Below are 22202 nucleotides of genomic sequence, written 5' to 3' on the forward strand. Positions count from 1 at the left end.
GTAAGACTCGCGCCTAAAAATTCAGTTAAAGAAAAGAAGTTAGACGGGAGATCCACTGCCCGTAAACGTCGGATTGGTAAAGGCTAATAATCATTGGGGTGAACAAAATTCCCCACTGATTAAAGTTTCACTTTATAATAAATAGTAACATACCGTATACATACAAAACATGATCGTGAAATGAAGAATAAATTAGTGGAAAGGAGTGCCAGCATGTTTCATACAGAACGTTTACAAATTCGCAAATATACAATGGATGATTTACAGTTCTACGCTTCACTATGGGGGAACGAGAAGGTAATGCGTTATATTGGAAATGGGACATTAAAAACATATATGCAGTGTAAAAAAAGTCTGGAGGAATGGGTGATTCCTAGCTATAAAAACGGTCTCGGTTTATTTGTATTGATTGAAAAGGAAACGGGAACAAGAATTGGTCATGCAGGGCTGGTAAAGCAGAAAATAGATGGAAAAGAGGAAATTGAAATTGGTTATTGGTTACTTCCTCAGTATTGGGGAAAAGGGTATGCAAAAGAAGCGGCGGCAGCATTTCGTGACTATGGTTTCCAAGCATTACGAATGAATAAATTAATTTCTCTTATTAATCCGAATCATCCCGCCTCAATATTTGTTGCTAGAAAAACTGGGCTCAGCTACGAGAAAACAACGTCATTTCATGGAATCGATGCTCTAGTTTATTCTATTAAGCGTGTTGGATGAAAAAATTACTTTTTTAAAGGTAAATTGCATTTTTTGAAGAATGGTATATGAAAATAAAGGGAGGGGTTACATGTACATTTATCATAATGGACTTATTATTCGTGAGGGAACGAGTAGTGTACCAGCATATGCAATTAAAGCTTTATTTGAAGATGCCGGTTGGAGTAATGATAATATCCCTTCTTGGCAAATTGAAAAATTTACGATAGCATTCGAAAATTCAACATGGGCTTTCACAATTTGGGATGAGGAAGAGATGATTGCGATGGTTAGAGTCATTTCTGATGGAATTATGATTGCGAACATAGTAAATTTAGTTGTGAAGTGTGAATATAGAGGGAAGGGATTAGGTAAGAAGCTTGTAGCTCTTTGCCTGCAAAAACTTCCCCACGGTGATTGGTTTGCGCATACATCAGCGAACAATTTTGATTTTTATAGAAGCTGTGGATTTGAAGTTAGAGAGCTATCGAGAAATGGAACATGTGCGTATTATGGATATCAAGTCGCAAAAAGAGATGGTCACCGATAAATGAATGGAAAGTAAAAAAGTATAGCGAGGTAATTTTGAGACTTTTGATAATAGAGAATGGATTGAGGCTCGTTTTATGATAAAATAAAAGAAAATTCTGTTTATTATTAGGGGGATAAAAATGAGTGTAAAAGCTGGGGATGTATTTAAATATGAAAGAAGATTTACTGAGGAAGAAGTTTTTGAATTTGCAAATATTACAGGTGATAAAGGTAGACACCATGTGGAATACGATGAAAATGGAAGATTAATGGTTCATGGTTTATTGACTGCTAGCATTGGGACGAAAGTGGGAGAAGAGTTACATTACATAGCAAGAGAATTAGTAAGTGAGTTTATTAGACCAGTTTTCACAGGAGATACGATCACTTGTGAACTAACTTTAACAAATGTTGAGCAAATGGAAGGCTATAAAAAAGTTTCAATCGAGTCAGTTTATCGCAATCAGCATGAGAAGACTGTACTAGTTGGGACAAGTTATGGAATTATAAGGGGATAAAAAGAAGCCTGTTTAACAGGCTTCTTTTTTATTATTTAGTAAACACGTTTTCGATTTTCTGCATAACTAGAGATGAGTAATAATGCAGTTTCTTCTCCTATATTACGAACAATATGAGGAACGCATGCATTCCATGAGAAAGAATCACCTTCTTCTACAATTGCAATATCTTCACCGTGCTGAACTTCTAATTTTCCGCGTAATACAAGGTGACATTCTTCCCCTTCATGGGCATTTGGTGAATTTTCTTTCGGGAATCCAGTAGGGATTTCTACTAAAGATAGGCGAAGGCCCCCTTGCTCCGCAACGTGTTCAATTCTTTGCTCATCTTTGCCGTATACACTGTATTTCCGTTCTTCTTTTTTGACAATTTTTAATCGATCTTTTTGCTCTAACAATAAATAGGGAAGGGGAACGTTTAAAAAATTGGAGATCGTTTCTAAAGTTGAGATAGATGGTGATGTTTTATTATTTTCAACCTGACTCATAAATCCTTTAGAAAGACCTGTTCCCTCACAAATTTGTGCGATTGTTATGCCCCTACGTTGACGAATTTCACGTATTGCAGAACCAATATTCATAAAATCAAGCTCCTTTTTGTAAACAACTATTTGTATCATAGCAAAAAAAATATATTTTTTCCCAGTGAAAATGAATTGACGAATAAAAAAAATTAGTGTATGTTTTGTAATGTAAATAAAAGTTTTGTATAAGAAAACTATAAAGGAGAGAATGAAATGAATCAACATATTGGTAACTTAATTATTCGTATCGTGTTAGGGGTAACATTCTTCATGCACGGTTTAACAAAATTCCAATCAGGAATTGACAATATTGCAGGATGGTTTACAAGTATTGGTTTACCAGGAGGACTTGCATACGGTGTAGCAACGTTTGAATTAGTTGGAGGTCTATTATTAATTCTAGGTTTAGGTGTAAGATATATTGGATTATTATTTGCACTTGTTATGGTTGGAGCAATCGTAAAAGTGAAATGGTCAGCTGGTTTATTGGGAGATGGAAAAAATCCTGGTTTCGAATTAGAACTTGCATTATTAGCAATGGGTGCATACTTATTTGTTGCAAAAGCTGATGGCTTTGTAGATAATTTCTTAAAAGAAAAAATGTCAAAGAAGAACTAATTTAAATGGGGGGGCTAACAAGATGAGTTTTCAACTTCATCCCGATACAACACTTGATGTTGTTCATTTATACGTATCTAATGTAAAGAAATCACTAGAGTTTTATACGGAAGTACTAAGTATGAAGGTGCTAAGAGAAGAAGAAGCAGTCGTTACATTTGGGAATGAAAATGATGAACCACTTCTTATCATTGAAGAAAAGAAAGAAGCTTTTCCGAAGCAAAGAGGAAGAACAGGGTTATATCATTACGCAATTTTATTACCAAGTAGACAGGATTTAGCGAATGTTCTTCGTCATCTTGTAGAGATGGTATATCCACTACATGGCGGAGCCGATCATTACTTTAGTGAAGCTCTTTATTTAGCTGATCCAGATGGAAACGGGATTGAAATTTATCATGATCGACAAAAAGAAGTTTGGCGTGATGAGAATGGAGAACTCCCATTTGTTAGTAACCCGTTAGCTGGTGAAGAATTATTACAGCAAGGAAGTACATGGAATGGCTTTCCAGCTGGTACTGTGATGGGGCATATTCATTTTCATGTAGCTGATTTAGAGGAAGCGAAACGTTTCTATGTTGATGGTCTTGGTTTTGAAGTAACGATCCCAGCTCGTAATGGAGCGTTGTTCGTATCAGCAGGTGGTTATCATCATCATATCGGTTTAAATACGTGGCAAGGTGAAGGGGTACCACCGCAAATGCCAGGTTCTGTTGGTTTAAAATATTTCACAATTGTACTAGCGGATGAAAAACAAAAAGAGCAAGTATGTGAAAGCTTAAAAAATATTGGCAAGATTGCTACGTACAAAGATGGAATATTACAAGTCGAGGATCCATTTGGACATTGTATCCATTTCAAAATAAAAGGAGAAGCCTAAAAAGGCTTCTCTTTTTTATTTTCTTATAATTGCATTTTCGTTTTGTAAAAATAGTTCGTCAAATTGTTTTGCAAGCTCAAAATCTAGTTTCGTTAAACCTTTTGCATTCCAAGATGACAAAGTAATAATAACTGCTTTATACTGGATAAGGATAAATGGATGGTGATTATGTTCTTCTGATAGTTTGGCGGCTTCAGAGACAAATTCGACTCCTTTTAAGTAGTCGGAAAACATATATTTTCGTTCAATCCATTTCTCATCTTTTACCATCCATTTATCTACCTTCAATAATTCCTCGTGAACTTCTTCTTCAGTTAATCTTAGCATCATTTTTCACATCCTTTACTGGAAGTAACGCAAGACCATTGTTAATAAGGCGTGTTACAGCTTCGTCAGTTGTGAAAGTAGAAAGTTGATGTAGTAATGCTGCAGATGTTTCATGCCCTTTGTTATGCTCTAAAAGTAACTCTAATACTTCAAGGCGCAGCAACCATTCTTTCGCATAAAATTTATTTAATACTTCTTGAATTGCTACTAATTGATCGATATGCGCTTCGTGTAAAATCCCCTCACTTCGAATATCTCGAACTGTTTGATACATACGTTCAAGTTCATTCAGTACAAGTGGAGCAGGAATTTCTTGAACTTCTTCATCCATTGGGAAAAATGCTGCTGCATCTGCGGCACCTGGGAATACTGAAGTGATTTGTGAGCCAACAGCCATATCAAATGCGCCCCATGAAGCATCAAATAAAACGCGGGCGTTATAAGTAACTGTGCAATCGATAAAGGAAATAAGAGCAATTTTCTTATCGTTTTTTACAATATCTGTTACTGTTCCTTTTACATGAATACCACTTGCAAAAGTAAACTCAGCGATAGTTCCAATTGTAATTCCTAATGATTGTAGTTGTTCGTCTGTACAATTTTCTAATGCAATATTTTCAGTGAGTAATCCAATTGGTGTTCCAAATCCGTCACTGTGTACAGAAGTAGAATGATTCGCTAACTGTTTATTATGAAGTGCTAATGCCGTTGGCGAATTTGTTCGCATGTAAATTAATTCACCTGCATCGTTTTCAATTGTCTCGCTAAATGTACCTGTAATTTGTAATCCGCTATTTAGCTCAGCTGTTGCATAGTTCTCAGAGCGAATTGCTTTTTCTAAACCTTCTTTTCCACCTGTTTTAAAGGCCATTGTTTTAGAAAATGTTTCAAGCGCATCTGTTAATTCTTCAAAGGACTTGCAAACGAATAGTTGTGGTTGCATTTTTGTTACGTCATAAGTTGTCCCTGTACATGCTTCGATAGAAAATGGAACTTTTTCTACAGCGTCTGTTAAGCAATGTTTGCTTTCGCCAACAGAAGAAAGGAGACCAGCACCATATATTTTTGGATCATCTATATTTCCAATCAATCCATATTCTACTGTCCACCAGAAAAGACGTGAAATTTGTTCAGCTTCTGATAAACCAGAAACTAAGTTTTGTTTTTCAATTACAGCATTTTCAGCAGCCTTAACTTCATCAGGAGTAGAAGTAGGGCTTTCTTTTACTATCGTTAATGTACGAACAGCTTCAAATGCATCATGTTCTTCTTTTGTAGAGAAAGCTTTTGCACCAATTTGCCCAAAACGTTTCACATATTTTGCATATGTAGGATCAAGTAAAATCGGTGCGTGTCCTGCGGCTTCGTGTACGATATCTGGCGCTGGTGTGTACTCGATATTTTCTACTTTCCGAATATCTGTTGCGATCGGTAGTAATCCGTGTCCTTGGAAATCGAAGAATGCTACGCCGGGAATAAGTCCGTCAATCGTTACAGCACCCCAGCCACTTGGTGCCAAACACTCATTCATTTCTTCTACTTTTGGAATTGAATCTATATTAATACCAGATGATTGTAGTCCGTTCACATAGGCTGGATGAGCAACGTCTTTTAAGAAGCTATGATTTTGTCTCATAATATAACGCCACACAGCGTGATTCACCGGTGTGTATTGATCATAATGTTGTGTGGATACGAATGGTTTTAAATGTGATGGAATTTCTGTTTTCTTTGTCATTTAGACATCCTCCTTTTTTTCAATAAAATTGAATATCGATTTCGTATAGCTTGTATCACCTCCTTTCATTTTTGTAAGCGCTTATAAAATTTTATCATAAGATTCGGAATTATTTAACATCTGTTTCTGTGAGAAATAGAAAAAGCCCCTATCGGAAAGTCCGATAGGGGCGAAAGAATCGCGGTACCACCCTATTTGTAAGTGAAAATATACTTACATCTCAATTAATGATAACGGAAAAATTCCGTCTTTTCCTTCATGCATAAAAGCACTACGAAAAAGAAGCTCCAGAATTGTAATTCATACTTATATATGTGCTAATTTCCACCGACCATTAGCTCTCTGTAACAGGGATATAAGATACTACTGCGATTCTTTCAACGCGTATATATGAAATTGTGTAAGAGGATGGACGCAAAAAAGTCCCTATCGGAAAATCCGATAGGGACGATAAAAATCGCGGTACCACCCTATTTGTAAACAACTAATTGTTTACCACTCACTTTACGATAACGGAAAGATCCGTCTTTCTCTTCATGCATAAAAAGCATTACGGGAAAGAAGCTCCAGAATTGTAATTCACGCTTGTATATGTACTGATTCGCACCAACCATCAGTTCTCTGAGACAGTGATATAAGTCGCTACTAGTATTCCTTCAAAGCCGATATATAATTCGTTCAACTAAACTATGTTTTGTATTATAAAACTATATTAAAAAAATTGTCAACAAAATTTTTTTATCCCGTGTTAATGAGCAGTAAAATTCCTACCTCAAAATTCGGTTGGAGTAAAGAAGTGAGAGGGGAGATTAACTGCCCGTAACTCCCGATTGGTGAAGGCTAATAATCAGTGGGGATGAACGAAATCTCCACTGATTAGAGTTTCACTTTATTTCACTTCTAAATTAACAGTTAAATTAGAGGTATTGCCAGCTGCATCAGTTGCTACAATGTGAATAGTATTTTTTCCTTCTTGTAATTGAGTACGATCGAAATAAATGTCATAGCTTTTCTCCCAAGGGTTCAGGAATGCCTGGTCCCATACACCATTTCCGTTAATTTCATATTGCATTCTCACTGGAATACCAGGTGCTATCCAACCAGATTCTGACATCCAATCTAGTAGAATATCATCAACTTTTCCTTTAATTACGAGATTTTCTTGGTCAACTTCGTATGTTAACTTAGGTGCAGTTCGATCAAGAAATACAGCAGCTGTTTGTTTTGTTTCTCCGCCAGAATTAGAAGCAACTGCTTCGATTTGATATAGCCCGTCAGCTAAAGGAGTGCCATCGGCTTTTGTACCATTCCATTTGAAAGGTTTGTATCCAGGAGTTGCATTTTTAGCTTGATGGATAATCCCTTGATACGTTACACGTTCTTTCGTAACTAAATTTGCATGCAATGTGACATCATCCACAGGCGCAACTAAATAGTAGTTGATGAGATTATCATCTAGTACGTGGTCGCCATTTGGGCTAAAAGTAGAATTAATAATTTCAAGTCCATCGATACGTTTATAATCTTTAGGATCGATACTAAATGTGAATGGAATTCGAATTTCTTCTTTTGCCCCTTGTTCTTTTACATATACATTTCCAGTATACACACCTTGTGGTAGTGAGCTATCTACATTGATAGTAAATGGTTTTTCGGTACTACTATTTGGTTGTATGCTAATCGATGAAGGGACAGAAGCTCTTACTTTTGTGTTTGTGTTTGCATCTAGTAATTCCACACGAGTTGAAAAACTTTTCTTTTTACTAGAAAGGTTTTGTAATGTAACATTTTGCGTCAGTTTTACTTTTCCGCTATTTGGCTTAATAAGACCAAAGCTGACATTGTTAGGTTTTACTAATACATTTGTTTGAGCTGCTTTCGGAATGTTAATTAAACCTGATCCTTGTGCCATAACAGGGTATGTATTTTCATTGACATCATGTAATGTTTTGGCATTGTTAGCAAGAGCCGCTTTCAATTGTTCTGTCGTCCAATCAGGATGCATTTGACGCAAGAGGGCAACCGCTCCAGCTACTTGCGGAGCAGCCATACTTGTTCCGTTATGCGATTCATAGCCGCCTCGCGGTACTGTACTAGTAATTTGTACTCCAGGTGCAACAACATCAGGCTTTATTAGCCAACTTCCTTGTGATGGTCCTCTTGAACTAAAGTTACCGATAAGTTCTGTTTGCTTTGGTTGTCCAATTTTTATATTTTTCTTTCGTTTTGTAATTAAAGTTTTTAATTCTTCCCCATTTGTATTTGATAATTGCATTACTGGGACAGCTAGATGTTCACGTGAAAAATATTCCGGCATCATATTAATTTCTTTTTCGCTAGAGATTAATAACACACCAAGTGCCCCAGCTTGCTTCGCTTGTTCTGCTTTTACTAATGTACTAGAAGTACCTTGTAAAATAAGTGCGAATTTCCCTTTCACATCTTGCTTTGCATAATCACTTGGATTGCCATAACCAACGTATACAAGAGGGGAATCATTTCCTATTGGAAAATCGGATTTTGATAACGGTAACCCTTGATATGTTTTGCTGGAACCAGCTACTTGGAATGTTGGAAACGGGATAGAAACCGTAGATGCTCCAACAGAAATGACACTACTTGCGTTACCGGGAGCATCAACAGACCAAGGTTTTGGTCCGTCATTTCCATTTGAAACGACAGTAGTAACACCAAGTTTCGCTGCTCGTTCTAACGTTAATGTTACAGGCTGATCAGGTACATTTAAATCCTGCCCAAGGGAGAGGTTTAACACATCCGTACCATCTTGAATCGCTCGCTCAATCCCTTGGATAATATCATCTGTTGTACCAGTTCCACCGTCATTCATTACACGATAGGCTAGAATAGAAGCGTTTGGAGCAACGCCTTTAATTTTTCCGTTACCAGCAATAATTCCAGCTACATGAGTACCATGTACGTTACCATCCATTGGATCGCTATCTTCATCAACCGTGTCATATCCACCGATATAATTTGCCTTTAAGTCAGGGTGTGTATAGTCTACGCCAGAGTCGATAATGGCTACTTTCATGCCTTTTCCATCAAGCGGTTTGCCAGATGGATCTTTTAAATTCCACGCTTCAGGTGCACCAATTGTCGGTCCACCGATATTTGGTGCTTCTTCGTTAGTAGTACTTTTTGATGTTTCATGCAATTTATATGTTAAGTTCGGATAGACTGCTTTTACTTCAGGTAAAGAGGCAAGAGAGGTAATTTGATCTCCAGGAACTGAAATAGAGAATCCGGAAAATAACGTATTATACACTTCTTTAATTTTTGCACCAGGTGCTTTTTCTTTTATTTTCTTAGTCGTATCTTCTTGTGCTTTTTTGAGCTCAGCATGATAAGACTGCGCATTACTATTTTGTAAATCTGGAGCATGCTGAATATTACTTTGAGCAGCGAGAGGTGCATGTTGCAATTCTACAATTACTGATATTTCTTTTGTTGTTTTCGTTTCAACATTTTGAGCAATTTTATGTTCTCCCCACTGTTCAATCGTTGTTTTTAATTGTGGACTAAATTGCTTCTCCTTTTGTAGTGATTCAGCATGAGCGCTTAAAGCTCCAAAACTAGAAAAGACAAGCGCCATGCTTAATAGTGTAGATGTAGTTTTTTTCATTGATACTCCCCCTAATAAAAAGTGCTAATATTCAGAAATGTAATCTTACATTTTAGTTAGAACTTATACATATAAATGTTTGCTAAACTATACTTTCGACATAATTCATACCAATCCTCTATGAATTGAAAATTTCTTGGGGAATTTTTTCTGATTATGTCGAATCGATATTTTTCACATATTGTAGGAAGAAAGTGAGGAATGCTATGAGAGAAATGGAGTGATGGTATGAAAAGGCTAATAGTAAGTGGTAGTGTAGTGTTGTTTATGTTTTTATGTTCTATCGCTATTACTAGCGCAGAAAATAATAGTGTGAAAGTTGCTTTTATTCGTCATCATAACCTTTGGATTAAAGTTGATGGGAAAGAAAAACAACTTACAAAAGGAGAGAACATAACAGGGCCAAAGTGGTCACATGATGGAGAATGGCTGGCATATGTAAAAGGGGAGAAACAAAATATTCTTGAGTTATATCGGCTGAAAGATGGAAAGAAAGTTACGCCGTTTCACTCAGAAGCATCGAATTATCAATGGTCACCAACAGAAAATATAATTGCATTTATATTTACAGGTACATTACATACATTTGATGTAGAAAAAAAGAATGCAGATTTTGAAAATGTATCGGCTGGTGTAGGGGATTATGCATGGTACCCCGATGGAAAGAACTTTCTTGTATCCTCTGAAGCGCACTTACTTCCAACAGGATGGACAGGGGCTCAGCTATATGAAGTGCAAAAAGATGCACATATGAATCCTCACAAAATGAAGCATTTGTATGCATTGCCAAATGAACACGATGATTTCCTAGCGCTAGTAGCAAGTGGCTTTAAGTGGTCACCAGATCAAAAGTGGATTTCATTTTTAGCAGTACCGACAGCTTCATGGTCAGCTGATAGTAATACGCTTTGCTTAGTTCGAGCAGATGGTAGTCGGTTTGAAATAGTAGATCAAATGCTATTAAATACAGAATGGTTCAAATGGGCGCCATCAAAAAACATATTGGCTTATATTGAAGGAAGCGGGAGAGTTGCATTAGAGAATAAACATTTAAAAATAAAAGAACTGCCAGCACTCCAGCAGCAAACATTTACGCCGAAAGGATATGTGGATTGGGATTTTACATGGAAGAACGATAATGTAATTATCGTTTCACGAGCAAAAGAGGGAGGGTTTGAAACTCTGCCAGAAAAAAGGCCATTCCCATCTTTATATGAGATAAATAGCACAAGCGATAAACAATATCAAATTACAAAGTCATCTAATAAGCAAGGCGATTATCATCCAATTTTCATGAAGAAGAGCAATCAATTAATATGGATACGTTCAGATCGTAAGAAAGCTAATATATGGATAGCTCATAGTGATGGAAAACATGAAAAAAAGTGGATTGAAAATGTAGATATACCAGAGTGGTATTATGAGAAATGGAATTGGGAAAATGTTATCTCGGTGAAAGAAGAATAAAAAACTGCCTAAAAGATCGTTTTAGGCAGTTTTTTACTGTTATTTATGTGTTTTATTTGGCTTCTTTTTCGCTGGGTTTCCGTTCCCTTGACGTTTTCTATTTTGTTCATCTTTTGCTTGTTTTTCATGTAGTGTATCTAAAAATTCATTCGAGTTACTCATGTTTATATCTCTCCTTTCATTTTGTCATGATTACTATAACCATTTAGGAGGATAATCATGAGTTAGAAGTTAGGCACTTAATTTTCTTCGATAATGTAAGTAAAATATTCCATACATAACAAATAGCATGAGTAAAACTTGTAACTCTACATTTTCTTTTAAAATAGCTGCGATAGTGTCTGGTAAGTACGGTGATTTATCGTTTGTGCTTAAACCTAACCATTTATTTAAGAGGCTAATGGTACAAAACATAAAAACACCGGACCAGCTTGCCGTAATTGCTTTTTGCTTAATTTTTGTTTCACGTTCATCATCTGTAATCCAAGGATTAGCAGTTTTATCACTACTAAAGAAGCCGTTTATATATCCCCATACAATCATTCCAATAAAGACAATTATCCATTTCATATATGTAATTCTCCTTTCTATGTAAAAAGTTTTTTACATATAATATTGTAATATTTTACAAAGTTTCATGTCAAATGTTTTTTACATATTGGTTTTCATATAGCAGGAATAAAGTATGAGATAGGGAAGAAATATGTAAGAGGATTTCATAATGAGAGGAGGAAGGGGATGAAAATCGTCTTTGTTCGGCACGGGGAAGGAGAACATACAAGGGATTTGCCATCAAGTTTAAAAGTGCTTCATCCGCCATTGACGGATGAAGGAAGGAATCAGGCTAAATTACTTCAATGCAATGTGCCATTACAAGAGGCGGATATATTAATTGCTAGTCCTACACTTAGAACTTTGCAAACGGCGACAATATGGAGTGCGAAAGTTGCTTGTCAAAAAATCGTTCATCCATATGTATCTCCGCGTATTTTTCCTTATCGAGAAGAAGCGAGAACATTACCGTGCGATTATATAGTAGATCAGGGAATGATAACAAAGTTATTTCCGCATTTTTCGATAGAGAAAAGCTCAAATAATCAGTTATGGAAGGAAGGTATAAACACTATTTCAGAGAATAGTTTTCAGCAAATAGTAGATGAATTTCTTCTTTGGTGTTATGAACTGGGTGCGGAAAGAATTTGCATTGTATCTCACGATGGAACAATTACAGCATATAGGCAATATTTACATAAAGTCGTTTTAACTAGATCAGATTTTTTGAAAGAAACAGGTATATATGAAATGGATTTATCTCATAAAAGTCTGATTGATAAGGGCTGATTATAGGATGGAGGTTGTTTGTTGAATATTGCATTAGTAGTTGGTTTTAATTCGGATTTAGAGGCGCAATCAATACGAGCATCTCTTGAGTATTTTGGTGCAAGAGTTGTGACATATTGGATTGGTAGACCGAAAGATTTTGTGGAAGTTCTTTCTGGAAAGAACTTATTTGACGATATTAATTATATTATTTTTTGCTTTCATGGTGAAGAAGGAAAGTTTGTCATGGAAGAGTTAGGCGAAGAAGTATATGAACAAGATGAACCGAGAGGGTATTTTGGTAAAGCAGAAATTTATAAATATGCAAAATTGCATAATACACATATTGTAAATAGCGGGTGCACATTAGGGGAGCAAAAACTTGCAAAATCTTTTTTACATAGTGGTGCAAAATCATATATTGGATCGATTGATTATGTAGATGGAAATGCAGCACTTATGTTTACTATACGCTTATTTTATGGGGTTATTAACCATGGGAAAACGTTAGAAGAAGCGTTTCAAGAAGCGAGTTTAATTGATGAGGAGACACATACATTTCGATTCTATAATTAGTATGAAACACGTTTATTCTATATTCGAATAAACGTGTTTCACATTTAACTCACAATTTTTTTACATTTTTTTCAATGAAAATGATTATCACCTGTGGTATGATATGTTCAAGTTTTTACAGGTAATAAAAGTTACTATATAAACGTTAGTTTTTAATGTTTTATACACATGTCATGAATTATTCATAATTAACGTTTGAAAAATGAGTAACTAATGTTATTATATTAACTGTAACTAACTTAATTACAACTTTAGGAGGAAGATATGGTTATTCAATTTTTAAGAGAAAACAAAGCAGTTTCTTTTGCATTAGCAGTAATTCGAGTATATCTTGGTTACACATGGTTAATGGCTGGAATCGGTAAACTACAAGGAAAAGGATTCGATGCAACAGGTTATTTGCAAGGGGCAATTGAAAAATCTAAAGGTGCACAACCGGCTGTTCAATCTTGGTGGGCATCATTCTTACAAGAATTTGCAATTCCAAATGTAGATTTGTTTAATACACTTGTAACATGGGGAGAAATTTTAGTCGGAATTGGTTTAATTGTAGGCTGTTTAACAAAAACAGCGGTCTTTTTTGGTCTTGTAATGAACTTTTCCTATATGTTTAGTGGGTCAATTGGTGTGAACCCTGAGATGGTTATCTTATCTATGTTTGTTCTTGTTTCCGGTATGAACGCTGGGAAATTTGGAATGGATGGCTTCGTTATCCCGAAAGTATTAGGATCAAAAACTCCAAAACGCCAAAAGCAAGCTGCTTAATATATGAAAACGGGTATCTCATTTTGAGATACCCGTTTATGTTATTTTTCAACTTTAATCGGATTGTTCTTAAAGAAATCTTTTACATACCCGACAAATTCTTGTGGTTCTTGGCGAAATGGTGCATGATAACCTTTTTCAATAATATGTAAAGTGCTATTTTTTAAGAATTGATGATACGTTTCTCCTTCTTTCCAGGAAACGCTACTATCATTTCTGCCCCATATAATTAAAGTTGGCTGTTTTATTTCATTTGCATTAATTTTAAGACGTCTAGGCCATAATTTCATTTTATTATAATGCTCTTCATCATTACGTTTGAATTTCACTTTGCTTTCATCATAATCTGTAATAGAAGAAACGGCATTTAAATCAGTCGACAATTGTGGTTTTGGTGAGCCTTGTTTATTAACGAATGTATGAGGGCCACCTGTAGCATCAGTTAAAATAAGGTGAGAAACTGCTTCAGGATATAAATATGTTAAATTTAGAGAAATTTCTCCCCCCATGGAATGCCCCAGTATTGCGAATGAATCATACCCTAGTTTTTTCATTAATTTATAATACAAATTTGCATGAGTTGGAAAAGAATAATAAAAATCCATTGGCTTAGATGAGCGCCCGAATCCTAAAGCATCTACAGAAATAATTGTATGATCTTTTGCTAAATCGGAGTAAATCTTTTGAAAACCATCTGATGACCCTCCAAAGCCATGAATCATAAGTAAAGGTGGTTTTTCATTACCAATCTTTTTAAAGTAAATGGTTTGACCATCTATTTCTACCATTTTTTCCTCGGTAGCTAGTTTCGCTGTAATTGTATTTTTAACTTGTTTTACTTGTTCTACTGGCTTTTCTGCTGCACTACATCCTACTAATAGTGTAAGAGTAAGACAACCTACCATAAAATAGCTAAATCGCTTCAATTAGGTGTCTCCTTTCTAACATAACGCTGTATCTATCATAGCAAATAGCATATTACGATTTCCAGGAAGTTGGCTACCATTTTTTATCATAAGAGGTGAAAGGAGCGTTTCTTGGAAATTTTCTGTTTGAAGAAATTGACGAAATGTAAATTGTGAGTGTGGAACATTAATTCGTACTATACCATTCCAACATTCACATATCTTTTTTAATAATTGGATAGCATCTTCTTCTTGCTTGGCGATAAGTGGATTGATACATAATATATTGCCCTTTTGTATGCATAATGAAAAAGCTTCTATACAGTTATTTCTTTCAATTTTAAAAGAGTATACGGCCCTTGGTAATAGCAAAGAGTAAAGTAGAGAACGATTCATACCAGTTGCAATTTGATCCAGAGAAGTAAGAGATATAAGGTCTTCTTCTTGTACTTGTTGTAAGTGAGAAGGATACGTCTTAATAGTCTGCTTTTCAAAACGATGAATCGTTGTTGCTGTTTGAAATCCACATGATGTGTATAGAGGTTCGCCAGCTTTTGTCGCAATAAGTGCAATGGGTTGTTTTGGATGAATTTGTTCCAAGCAATGATTTAGCAACATGCGCCCTAATCCGCGTCCTTGAAAATTAGGGTGAACGATTAACATACCAATGGAAGCGAAGTTACTTGGAAAGGGAAATACTCCTCCAGTGGCAATGAGTTTGTTTTCATGAATGTAACCTACAAGTGTGCCGATAGAAAGATACATTTCGAATTGTTTTTTCATAAAAATTTCATCGTGTAACCATCCAACAGATTTGCAAAGATTAAGTAATTCAAAAATAAAAGACTCATTTAGCTTTACTATTTTCATAAAGGCTCACCGCATTTCTATTTATTTTCATAAAAATAGAGTCAAAATGTAAAAAAAGAGATTTACGTTAAATGAAATCCAACTTGTTTATATTTAAATTGTAAAGGGCGGGATGATTGATACAAAAAGACAAAGTTATACAAATTATAACTGATATTTACATAAGTTAACAAAAAATTTACATACAGCTAATTTTCTCTTAATAGTCTTCCATTAAATTTGATAGTGGGAAATGAATAACCTAATTAGGGGGACAAGACAGTGAAAAAGTTTGTGAAAAAAGCATGGCCATTTGCAGTTGTGGCATCATTAGCAGTTACTTCGGTAGCAACATGGAATTTTACTCGTTCTAGTGAGGTTAATGCAGATGAGAACGGAAGCAATGCAAAGATTAAAAATGTTATCGTATTAATTGGGGATGGTATGGGCCCTTCATATATGACGGCTCACCGTTATATGAAAGATAATCCAAAAACCTTTGAAATGGAATCTACAGAATTTGATAAGCATCTTGTAGGAACACAAAAAACATACCCAGAAGATGAACATGAAAATATTACAGACTCTGCATCGGCAGCAACAGCTATGTCAGCAGGGATTAAAACATATAATGCTGCAATTGCAGTTGATAATGATAAAGCGGAAGTGAAAACAGTTCTTGAGCAAGCGAAAGAAAAAGGGAAATCAACGGGACTCGTTGCAACTTCTGAAATTACACATGCAACACCAGCTGCTTTCGGTGCGCATGACATTAGCCGTAAAAATATGGACGCAATTGCAAATGATTATTTTGATGAGAAAATTAAAGGGAAGCATAAAGTAGATGTTATGCTTGGCGGCGGCGTAAAGAACTTTGTTAGAAAAGATCGTAATCTTACAGAAGAGTTCAAGAAATCTGGTTATAGCTATGTAACGGATCGAGATCAATTGTTAAATGATAAAAATGATCAAATTCTTGGTTTATTTGCACCAGGTGGATTAGATAAAATGATTGACCGTAATGAGAAAACACCTTCATTAGAAGAAATGACTAATGCAGCAATTGAGCGTTTGAACAAAAATAAAAATGGTTTCTTCTTAATGGTGGAAGGAAGTCAAATCGACTGGGCTGGACATGATAATGATATTGTTGGTGCAATGAGTGAAATGGAAGACTTCGAAAAAGCTTTCAAAGCAGCGATTGAGTTTGCGAAAAAAGATAAAAATACGTTAGTTGTTGCAACGGCAGATCACGCTACTGGTGGATTATCTTTAGGTGCCAATGGCGAGTATAACTTTAAAGTAGATCCAATTAAAGCTGCAAAGCGTACACCAGACTTTATGGCAAATGAGATTGCAAAAGGTGCAAATGTAGAAGAAACATTGAAAAAGTATATTGATTTACAATTAACTCCAGAAGAAATTCAAGCTGTAAATGATATAGCTCCTTCAAAAGATGTAACAAAGATTGATAATGCAATTGAAGATATTTTCAATAAGCGCTCGGTTACAGGCTGGACAACGGGTGGACATACAGGGGAAGATGTGAACGTATATGCATTTGGTCCAGGTAAATACTTGTTCTCTGGCGTTCAAGAGAATACAAATATAGCGAAACGTGTCTTTGATATTGTTGGCGGCGGCGATCCGAATAAAGGAAGACGCTAATTAAGAGCGAAAGTGAGGCGAAATGCCTCACTTTTCTTTTTAGGAGTTGGGAATATGAAAAATTTATTTAGGAAATTAAGATTCCTTTTAGTATTTGTAGTATTACTAGTTGGATGTCAACAAGAAGAGAATAATGTAGAACAAAAATCTACTACTAAAAAAACTGAGGAAAAGGTACAAATAACAAAAGAAGAAGAGAGATCTATTCAAGATGTTATTCATACATTTGTGCGAACGACGAATGAAAAAAATCTTGCAGAACATATGGAGTTATTTTCAAAGAAGATGCCTAGTGCTGAAGACTTAAAAACACAAAAAGAAGCCGCATTTCAAAAGGGAAATAAGAAAATTGAATTGGAACATATAGATATGAAAGTTAGTAAAGTAGGGTATGTTATTGTTGAAACGAAAGAAAAGGAAGTAGACGACAGTATCACTCTTCAAAAGAAAGTACAGTATGCCCTTGGAAAAGAAGAGGATAAATGGAAGATTGAAGAGGTTCGAACAATAGAGAAAAAATAACGTGAAACTTTAATAAGTGTAGGAGTCGTACTTCCCAAAATGGTAGAAAAAAGGTTCTCATTGGCGAGAACCTTTTTTTATAGTGGTAGCATAATTTGATTTGAACATGCCTCAATATCATCAATATCTTGACGAATTGTGGCCATTTTATTATCCAGATCTTCAGCTTTCATTGCTGCATCATGTAGTTCATCTTTTAAATACTCCGGTATTTTCCCTTCATATTTATAATAAAGTTTGTGTTCTAAACTTGCCCAAAAGTCCATTGCCAGTGTACGTAACTGAATTTCTGCAAATACATCTTTTGTACCAGAATTTAGTGATAAAGGGTATTTAATAATCATGTGTAAACTTTTATATCCGTTTCGTTTTGGGTTAGCGATATAATCTTTTACTTCTATGACTTCCATATCTTCGCGTTTTTGAATGACTTCTTTCAAATGATAGATATCTTCTACGAAGCAACATGTAATACGAATACCAATAATATCTTGTAAATGTGTTTGAGCGTTTTCAACTGTTGGTAATAAGCTTTTGCGCTCTAGTTTTTTAATAATACTTTCAGGTTGTTTTAGTCTTGTTTTTATATGTTCAAACGGGTTGTAATCCTCTAGAAATTGAGCTTCCCGGTTCATAATTTCAAATTTAGTTTTTAACTCTTCTAAAGCAAATGTATATGGTAATACAAAAGCTTTCCAGTAGTTAACTGTTGATTGATTATATTCCATTTATATACACACCTTTTCCTATTTGCAAGTGAGGTCGTTATTATACTAAATACCAAATCATATAAGCGCAAGCAGCAAATGATGAGATCATAAAGCGATATTTAGTTTTCATACTTTCAACTCCTTTCGAGTAAGATTTTATATAAATAAACGTGATTGTTAATAAGTTCACTATGTACAGTTTCTATAGTAATAGATTCGTGTGAATTTCGTATGAACTAATTGTTTCAGCTTTTTGTCTTTTTTGCTGTTAATCATAATTATTATTCGGATTTAAAGTGTTTTTATTTGATTTATCTATTTGTATAAATTAATGTATATTTGAATTTATAGTTATTGAGGAGGATATATGGTGAACTTTGAAGAATTAGCAATTGCTAGACGTTCTGCAATGAAATTTATACAAGGTATAGAAATCCCTAATGAGGATTTTAAAAAAATATTTGAGTTAACTAAGCTTTCTCCATCTTGCTATAATTTGCAGCACACACATTATGTTGTAATTCGTGATCAAGAGCGAAAAGAAAGATTAAAAGAATTAGCTTTCGGTCAATATAAAGTATCGAGTGCATCAGCGGTAGTGCTCGTTTGTGGTGATAAAAAAGCATACCAAAATGTTGAAAATATTTACTTCGGTATGAAAGTTTTAAAAATGATTGATGAATGTGAATATGAAGATACAATTAGGCAAACGAAAGGTTTATATGAAGGAAAAGGAGAGCGTTTCATGGAGGATGAAGCGATTAGAAATGCTTCGTTAAGCGCGATGACTTTTATGTACGCAGCTAAATATTATGGCTATGATACATGTCCAATGATTGGTTTCGATGAAAAAGCAGTACAAAGTGAATTAAATATGCCGGAGCATATAGTACCTGTTTTAATGATTACGATAGGAAAAAGTGATATGACTAAAACTCGCCCACGAGGATATCGAAAGCCGATTAGTGAATTTGTTACATACGAATCGTTTTAATAAAGTGAAACTTTTAATTAGTGGGGGTCTTACTGCCCGTTAATGCGGGAGAAAATTGATTTAACTATAAAAACAAGGGGATTCTAAATGGAATCTTCTTGTTTTTGCAATTGACAAATAGAATGAAGTTTTATAATATATAAATCGTAATCATTACGTTTTAGTTGCGATCTTTGAAAGAAAGGAGAATTAAATATGCGTGTAAATATTACATTAGCTTGTACGGAGTGCGGCGATCGTAATTACATTTCTAAGAAAAATAAACGAAACAATCCAGAACGCATCGAACTAAAAAAATATTGTCCACGATTAAAGCGAGTAACGTTACATCGTGAGACGAAGTGAAAGACTAGAGATATCTCTAGTCTTTTTTTTATAGTTCCTTGGTTTTGTTTGCTATAATTACCTTAAAATGTAATAAAGGGAGCGGTATGATGAATCAAAAAGATAAAGAAAGAAAAGAGCGAGTGGCTCATATTATTAACATTCCAGATGAATATAGTCTTGTTGTAGATGATCAAGAAGGGGTTGATGACCCGTATCATCTATTATGGTGGGAGCATAAAGAGGATCAGGAGAGAACGATACAAATTACATTGAATAGACATACTGGTAATTTAATTGCATTTAGGATAGATGATGGAAATTATTTTTCGAGTGATAAGGAAGTTATAGAGGAGAATAGGGTAAGAGAGATTGCAAATGTATTTATAAAAAAACACGTGGAAGAAGGATTAGAGTTTTATACATATGTAACTATCCAGGATGATTGGCGTGGCTGGAAAGAAATAAATTATATGCAAGAAGTAAATGGATATCCATTACCGGATACAGGATGTGTGGTGCAAGTGCATCCTTCAGGGAATGTTGTGAATTTTCATTATAACGGACGAGAAAGCATAAAAGAAAAGCCGTTATGGCCAAGTGAGATTGTTGAGGAGAATATCGTTTTAGACAACTTAAAGGCTAAACAAGATATGAGGCTTGTATTTGTAGATTTAACACATTCTTTATGTAAATATGAAAATGGAGAAGAAGTAAAAGGGTACCACCTTGTGTATGTACCAGAACCTAGTCATGTATTTATTGATGCAAGTACAGGTAAAGATTTATTTGGACCAGATCATTATAAATTACCGCCAACAGTGGCTGTTAGAAAACAAAAAAGGGGTAGCCAACGAGGTGACGTATTCGAATTATTTGACTGGAATAAAGAAGGTTTTACAAAAGTAGATGAGACGGAAAATGATGATGAAATAAGGATGAAATTTGTTCCGAAAGAGGAATTACAAAAACAGAAAGAAGAAAAGAATCCATATTTAATGAATGAATTCTTTAACAAGCATTTACCGATGTTGAAATATAATAATTTAGTTAGCGTTACAATTGATAAATTAACCAATGAATTAACTGGTTTTATAAAACTGACAGATGATAAAGAAGTAAAGCAAATACTGTCTAGAGAGGAATGTTTACAAAAAGCACTTCAATTTTTAGAACGAGTTATTCCAGATATCAAACAATATCTGCGTCTTTGGGAGGAACGTGAAGCAGAAGAAGATGGGATTGAAAGATTTATCTTTTCTGTATATATAAATGATATTCCGGCAGAGTATAACCAATTTATGATCAACATCAATGCAGAAAATGGTGCTGTTATGCACTACTCGGGGGAGTCTAGCAACTTTATAAAAAAATTACTTACATATGAAACAACACCAAAAGTAACAAAAGAAAAAGCGTTAGAAATATACAGAGCGGCTATCCGAGTTAAATTAGAATGGTTTGTAGATCATGATGCAGAGGAAACGAAATACAAACTACTGTACAAACAAACGACAGATGAAAAATATAAAGAACCTTTTGATTGTAGTCGGGAAATTCGTTATATTGATGCCCAAACTGGGAGAAAGATTTGGAGTAAGTAAAATAAAAAGAGTTATTTTTCAAAGAAAATAACTCTTTTTATTTTTATAATTTGCCTGTTCGCTTTTCAAAAGTAAATGTGATAGGAAGATTGGAATGAGAACTATCACTTTTAAATATTACTTTCCATTCTTTAGTATGGGCTTTAATTTCAAAATTAAGAAGATTTATCGCTCTACGTTTATCTATTTCTAAAAACATATTATGAATTTCTGGTTCTTGCTGTAAATTAAGAGCCTTTAGTGTGACTGTAAATGTGAAAAAATTCTGCCCTTCATATACTATTTTTGATATTTTTGTTTTTTGTGTATTTAACAGCACATAAAAACGGTCTGATGGAGTTAATTGTACAGAGTCATCAGTAATTTTATTCTCGCTATTATGAAGTTCAACTAAGAAAGATGTACTATGGGAAGAATCTTTTTTGCTTGTAATCTGTAATTCAGTAGGAATCATCGGTATTTCATAAAAGTCATTCCTTATTATGTTATTGTAATCCTCTGAAAATTTACGGACTTCTTTTGGAAAAGAGTCTTCTTGTGTACTTAAAAAAGTTTTATGTTGCTTTGGAATTTTTTTACTAAAATTTAATGTTTCTTTAAAGTAATAATTGGATCCAGTTAAAAATAAAAAACTACAAATTAATAAAAAAATTCGATACAGATTTTGAAAATGAAAGAACAATAGTATACATGTAATAATTCCAATTACATAGAAAATAAAGATAAGTAGTTCTAGTTTTGAGTGAAACGAGAAACCATAGTTATGAAAAAATTTTATTCCAGTTATAATTTGAGCTCCAAAAAATAAAGAAATTCCAAATTGAAAAAATAATAAATCAGGCCCTCTTTTAATAACAAAAGTAATGAACGAAATGAAAAGTAAAAATACTCCTAAATAAATTGTTACATTTAATAATCGTTCTAATGTAATCATGAATAATGTCCCCTTTAATAGCATATTCATATATAAATAACAATTTTATATAATTATAATATAACAATAAATTATTTTAAATGTTG

The 22202-nt window shown here is 34.4% G+C and carries 24 protein-coding genes and 2 other annotated features; of the genes, 14 read left to right on the forward strand and 10 right to left on the reverse strand.

Going from position 1 to position 22202, the window contains the following annotated elements; all coding sequences use genetic code 11:
• The first annotated feature begins 180 nt into the window (after window positions 1-180).
• The 3 genes from ACTFRM_RS15750 (at window position 181) to ACTFRM_RS15760 (ending at window position 1748) form a co-directional block, all read left to right on the forward strand.
• The gene (locus ACTFRM_RS15750; RefSeq protein WP_004408018.1) at window positions 181-720 is read left to right on the forward strand and encodes a GNAT family N-acetyltransferase; all 540 of its coding nucleotides are present in this window, start codon (window positions 181-183) and stop codon (window positions 718-720) included.
• A 70-nt stretch (window positions 721-790) separates the two neighbouring features.
• Window positions 791-1249 carry a GNAT family N-acetyltransferase gene (locus ACTFRM_RS15755; protein ID WP_000276126.1) on the forward strand — a complete coding sequence of 153 codons (459 nt, stop codon included), beginning with the start codon at window positions 791-793 and terminating at the stop codon, window positions 1247-1249.
• Between the two features lie 121 nt (window positions 1250-1370).
• Window positions 1371-1748: a MaoC/PaaZ C-terminal domain-containing protein gene (locus ACTFRM_RS15760; RefSeq protein WP_000111564.1), complete on the forward strand. Its 378-nt coding sequence runs from the start codon at window positions 1371-1373 to the stop codon at window positions 1746-1748.
• A 35-nt stretch (window positions 1749-1783) separates the two neighbouring features.
• Here ACTFRM_RS15760 and ACTFRM_RS15765 read toward each other — a convergent pair whose 3' ends face one another.
• Complete coding sequence (locus ACTFRM_RS15765) at window positions 1784-2329, reverse strand: helix-turn-helix domain-containing protein (RefSeq protein WP_001020693.1); 546 nt, start codon at window positions 2327-2329, stop codon at window positions 1784-1786.
• A 156-nt stretch (window positions 2330-2485) separates the two neighbouring features.
• Here ACTFRM_RS15765 and ACTFRM_RS15770 point away from each other — a divergent pair, with 156 nt between their 5' ends.
• Both ACTFRM_RS15770 and ACTFRM_RS15775 read left to right on the forward strand, forming a co-directional pair.
• On the forward strand, window positions 2486-2890 hold the full coding sequence (locus tag ACTFRM_RS15770) for a DoxX family protein (protein ID WP_001071553.1): 405 nt from the start codon (window positions 2486-2488) through the stop codon (window positions 2888-2890).
• A gap of 22 nt (window positions 2891-2912) precedes the next feature.
• Window positions 2913-3770, forward strand: coding sequence for a VOC family protein (locus ACTFRM_RS15775; protein WP_000009847.1), 858 nt, complete (start codon window positions 2913-2915; stop codon window positions 3768-3770).
• Window positions 3771-3785: 15 nt separating this feature from the next.
• Here ACTFRM_RS15775 and ACTFRM_RS15780 read toward each other — a convergent pair whose 3' ends face one another.
• The 3 genes from ACTFRM_RS15780 to ACTFRM_RS15790 form a co-directional block, all read right to left on the reverse strand.
• Complete coding sequence (locus ACTFRM_RS15780; protein ID WP_000979538.1) at window positions 3786-4100, reverse strand: 4a-hydroxytetrahydrobiopterin dehydratase; 315 nt, start codon at window positions 4098-4100, stop codon at window positions 3786-3788.
• Complete coding sequence (locus ACTFRM_RS15785) at window positions 4081-5835, reverse strand: aromatic amino acid hydroxylase (RefSeq protein ID WP_000163213.1); 1755 nt, start codon at window positions 5833-5835, stop codon at window positions 4081-4083. Before ACTFRM_RS15785 ends, ACTFRM_RS15780 begins: the two co-directional genes overlap by 20 nt.
• Before the next feature lie 162 nt (window positions 5836-5997).
• Window positions 5998-6225 (reverse strand) — a binding site (T-box leader).
• A gap of 50 nt (window positions 6226-6275) precedes the next feature.
• Window positions 6276-6504: a binding site (T-box leader), on the reverse strand.
• 220 nt (window positions 6505-6724) lie between these two features.
• Complete coding sequence (locus tag ACTFRM_RS15790) at window positions 6725-9478, reverse strand: S8 family peptidase (RefSeq protein WP_259591331.1); 2754 nt, start codon at window positions 9476-9478, stop codon at window positions 6725-6727.
• 228 nt (window positions 9479-9706) lie between these two features.
• On the opposite strand from ACTFRM_RS15790, the gene ACTFRM_RS15795 reads away from it, so the two are divergent.
• A complete protein-coding gene (locus ACTFRM_RS15795; RefSeq protein ID WP_259591332.1) occupies window positions 9707-10945 on the forward strand; it encodes a TolB family protein in 1239 nt (412 codons plus the stop codon).
• A gap of 39 nt (window positions 10946-10984) precedes the next feature.
• Here ACTFRM_RS15795 and ACTFRM_RS15800 read toward each other — a convergent pair whose 3' ends face one another.
• Together ACTFRM_RS15800 and ACTFRM_RS15805 are read right to left on the reverse strand one after the other, a co-directional pair.
• A complete protein-coding gene (locus tag ACTFRM_RS15800; RefSeq protein WP_000071866.1) occupies window positions 10985-11107 on the reverse strand; it encodes a DUF4023 domain-containing protein in 123 nt (40 codons plus the stop codon).
• A 69-nt stretch (window positions 11108-11176) separates the two neighbouring features.
• Window positions 11177-11515 carry a hypothetical protein gene (locus tag ACTFRM_RS15805; RefSeq protein WP_000871150.1) on the reverse strand — a complete coding sequence of 113 codons (339 nt, stop codon included), beginning with the start codon at window positions 11513-11515 and terminating at the stop codon, window positions 11177-11179.
• A gap of 168 nt (window positions 11516-11683) precedes the next feature.
• Here ACTFRM_RS15805 and ACTFRM_RS15810 point away from each other — a divergent pair, with 168 nt between their 5' ends.
• The 3 genes from ACTFRM_RS15810 to ACTFRM_RS15820 all read left to right on the forward strand — a co-directional run bounded on the left by ACTFRM_RS15810 (window position 11684) and on the right by ACTFRM_RS15820 (window position 13606).
• Window positions 11684-12286 carry a histidine phosphatase family protein gene (locus tag ACTFRM_RS15810; protein ID WP_322372382.1) on the forward strand — a complete coding sequence of 201 codons (603 nt, stop codon included), beginning with the start codon at window positions 11684-11686 and terminating at the stop codon, window positions 12284-12286.
• 18 nt (window positions 12287-12304) lie between these two features.
• Window positions 12305-12841, forward strand: a complete 537-nt coding sequence (locus ACTFRM_RS15815; RefSeq protein ID WP_098976539.1) for a delta-aminolevulinic acid dehydratase — start codon at window positions 12305-12307, stop codon at window positions 12839-12841.
• A gap of 264 nt (window positions 12842-13105) precedes the next feature.
• Window positions 13106-13606 (forward strand): DoxX family protein, encoded by a 501-nt coding sequence (locus tag ACTFRM_RS15820; RefSeq protein WP_000236592.1) that lies wholly within the window; start codon window positions 13106-13108, stop codon window positions 13604-13606.
• A gap of 41 nt (window positions 13607-13647) precedes the next feature.
• Here ACTFRM_RS15820 and ACTFRM_RS15825 read toward each other — a convergent pair whose 3' ends face one another.
• Complete coding sequence (locus tag ACTFRM_RS15825; RefSeq protein WP_000819807.1) at window positions 13648-14532, reverse strand: alpha/beta fold hydrolase; 885 nt, start codon at window positions 14530-14532, stop codon at window positions 13648-13650.
• A gap of 15 nt (window positions 14533-14547) precedes the next feature.
• On the reverse strand, window positions 14548-15381 hold the full coding sequence (locus tag ACTFRM_RS15830) for a GNAT family N-acetyltransferase (RefSeq protein ID WP_322372384.1): 834 nt from the start codon (window positions 15379-15381) through the stop codon (window positions 14548-14550).
• A gap of 261 nt (window positions 15382-15642) precedes the next feature.
• Between ACTFRM_RS15830 and ACTFRM_RS15835 the strand changes: the two genes are divergently transcribed.
• Both ACTFRM_RS15835 and ACTFRM_RS15840 read left to right on the forward strand, forming a co-directional pair.
• Complete coding sequence (locus ACTFRM_RS15835; RefSeq protein WP_000714912.1) at window positions 15643-17028, forward strand: alkaline phosphatase; 1386 nt, start codon at window positions 15643-15645, stop codon at window positions 17026-17028.
• Window positions 17029-17082: 54 nt separating this feature from the next.
• A complete protein-coding gene (locus tag ACTFRM_RS15840; RefSeq protein WP_000792894.1) occupies window positions 17083-17550 on the forward strand; it encodes a hypothetical protein in 468 nt (155 codons plus the stop codon).
• Between the two features lie 77 nt (window positions 17551-17627).
• Here the strand turns inward: ACTFRM_RS15840 and ACTFRM_RS15845 are convergent, their stop codons facing one another.
• The gene (locus tag ACTFRM_RS15845; RefSeq protein ID WP_000456230.1) at window positions 17628-18278 is read right to left on the reverse strand and encodes a GTP pyrophosphokinase; all 651 of its coding nucleotides are present in this window, start codon (window positions 18276-18278) and stop codon (window positions 17628-17630) included.
• Window positions 18279-18627: 349 nt separating this feature from the next.
• Between ACTFRM_RS15845 and ACTFRM_RS15850 the strand changes: the two genes are divergently transcribed.
• The 3 genes from ACTFRM_RS15850 to ACTFRM_RS15860 all read left to right on the forward strand — a co-directional run bounded on the left by ACTFRM_RS15850 (window position 18628) and on the right by ACTFRM_RS15860 (window position 21182).
• The gene (locus ACTFRM_RS15850; protein ID WP_000245983.1) at window positions 18628-19254 is read left to right on the forward strand and encodes a nitroreductase family protein; all 627 of its coding nucleotides are present in this window, start codon (window positions 18628-18630) and stop codon (window positions 19252-19254) included.
• Window positions 19255-19449: 195 nt separating this feature from the next.
• Entirely contained in the window at window positions 19450-19599 is a 150-nt protein-coding gene (gene rpmG / locus ACTFRM_RS15855) for a 50S ribosomal protein L33 (protein WP_001265617.1), read from the forward strand.
• 86 nt (window positions 19600-19685) lie between these two features.
• Window positions 19686-21182, forward strand: coding sequence for a YcdB/YcdC domain-containing protein (locus tag ACTFRM_RS15860; RefSeq protein WP_136363640.1), 1497 nt, complete (start codon window positions 19686-19688; stop codon window positions 21180-21182).
• A gap of 43 nt (window positions 21183-21225) precedes the next feature.
• On the opposite strand, the gene ACTFRM_RS15865 is transcribed toward ACTFRM_RS15860, so the two are convergent.
• Window positions 21226-22146, reverse strand: a complete 921-nt coding sequence (locus tag ACTFRM_RS15865) for a hypothetical protein (RefSeq protein ID WP_440043450.1) — start codon at window positions 22144-22146, stop codon at window positions 21226-21228.
• Window positions 22147-22202 lie beyond the last annotated feature (56 nt).

Origin of the sequence: Bacillus cereus group sp. MYBK227-1 (assembly GCF_051916325.1) — a bacterium.
GTDB lineage: Bacteria > Bacillota > Bacilli > Bacillales > Bacillaceae_G > Bacillus_A > Bacillus_A cereus.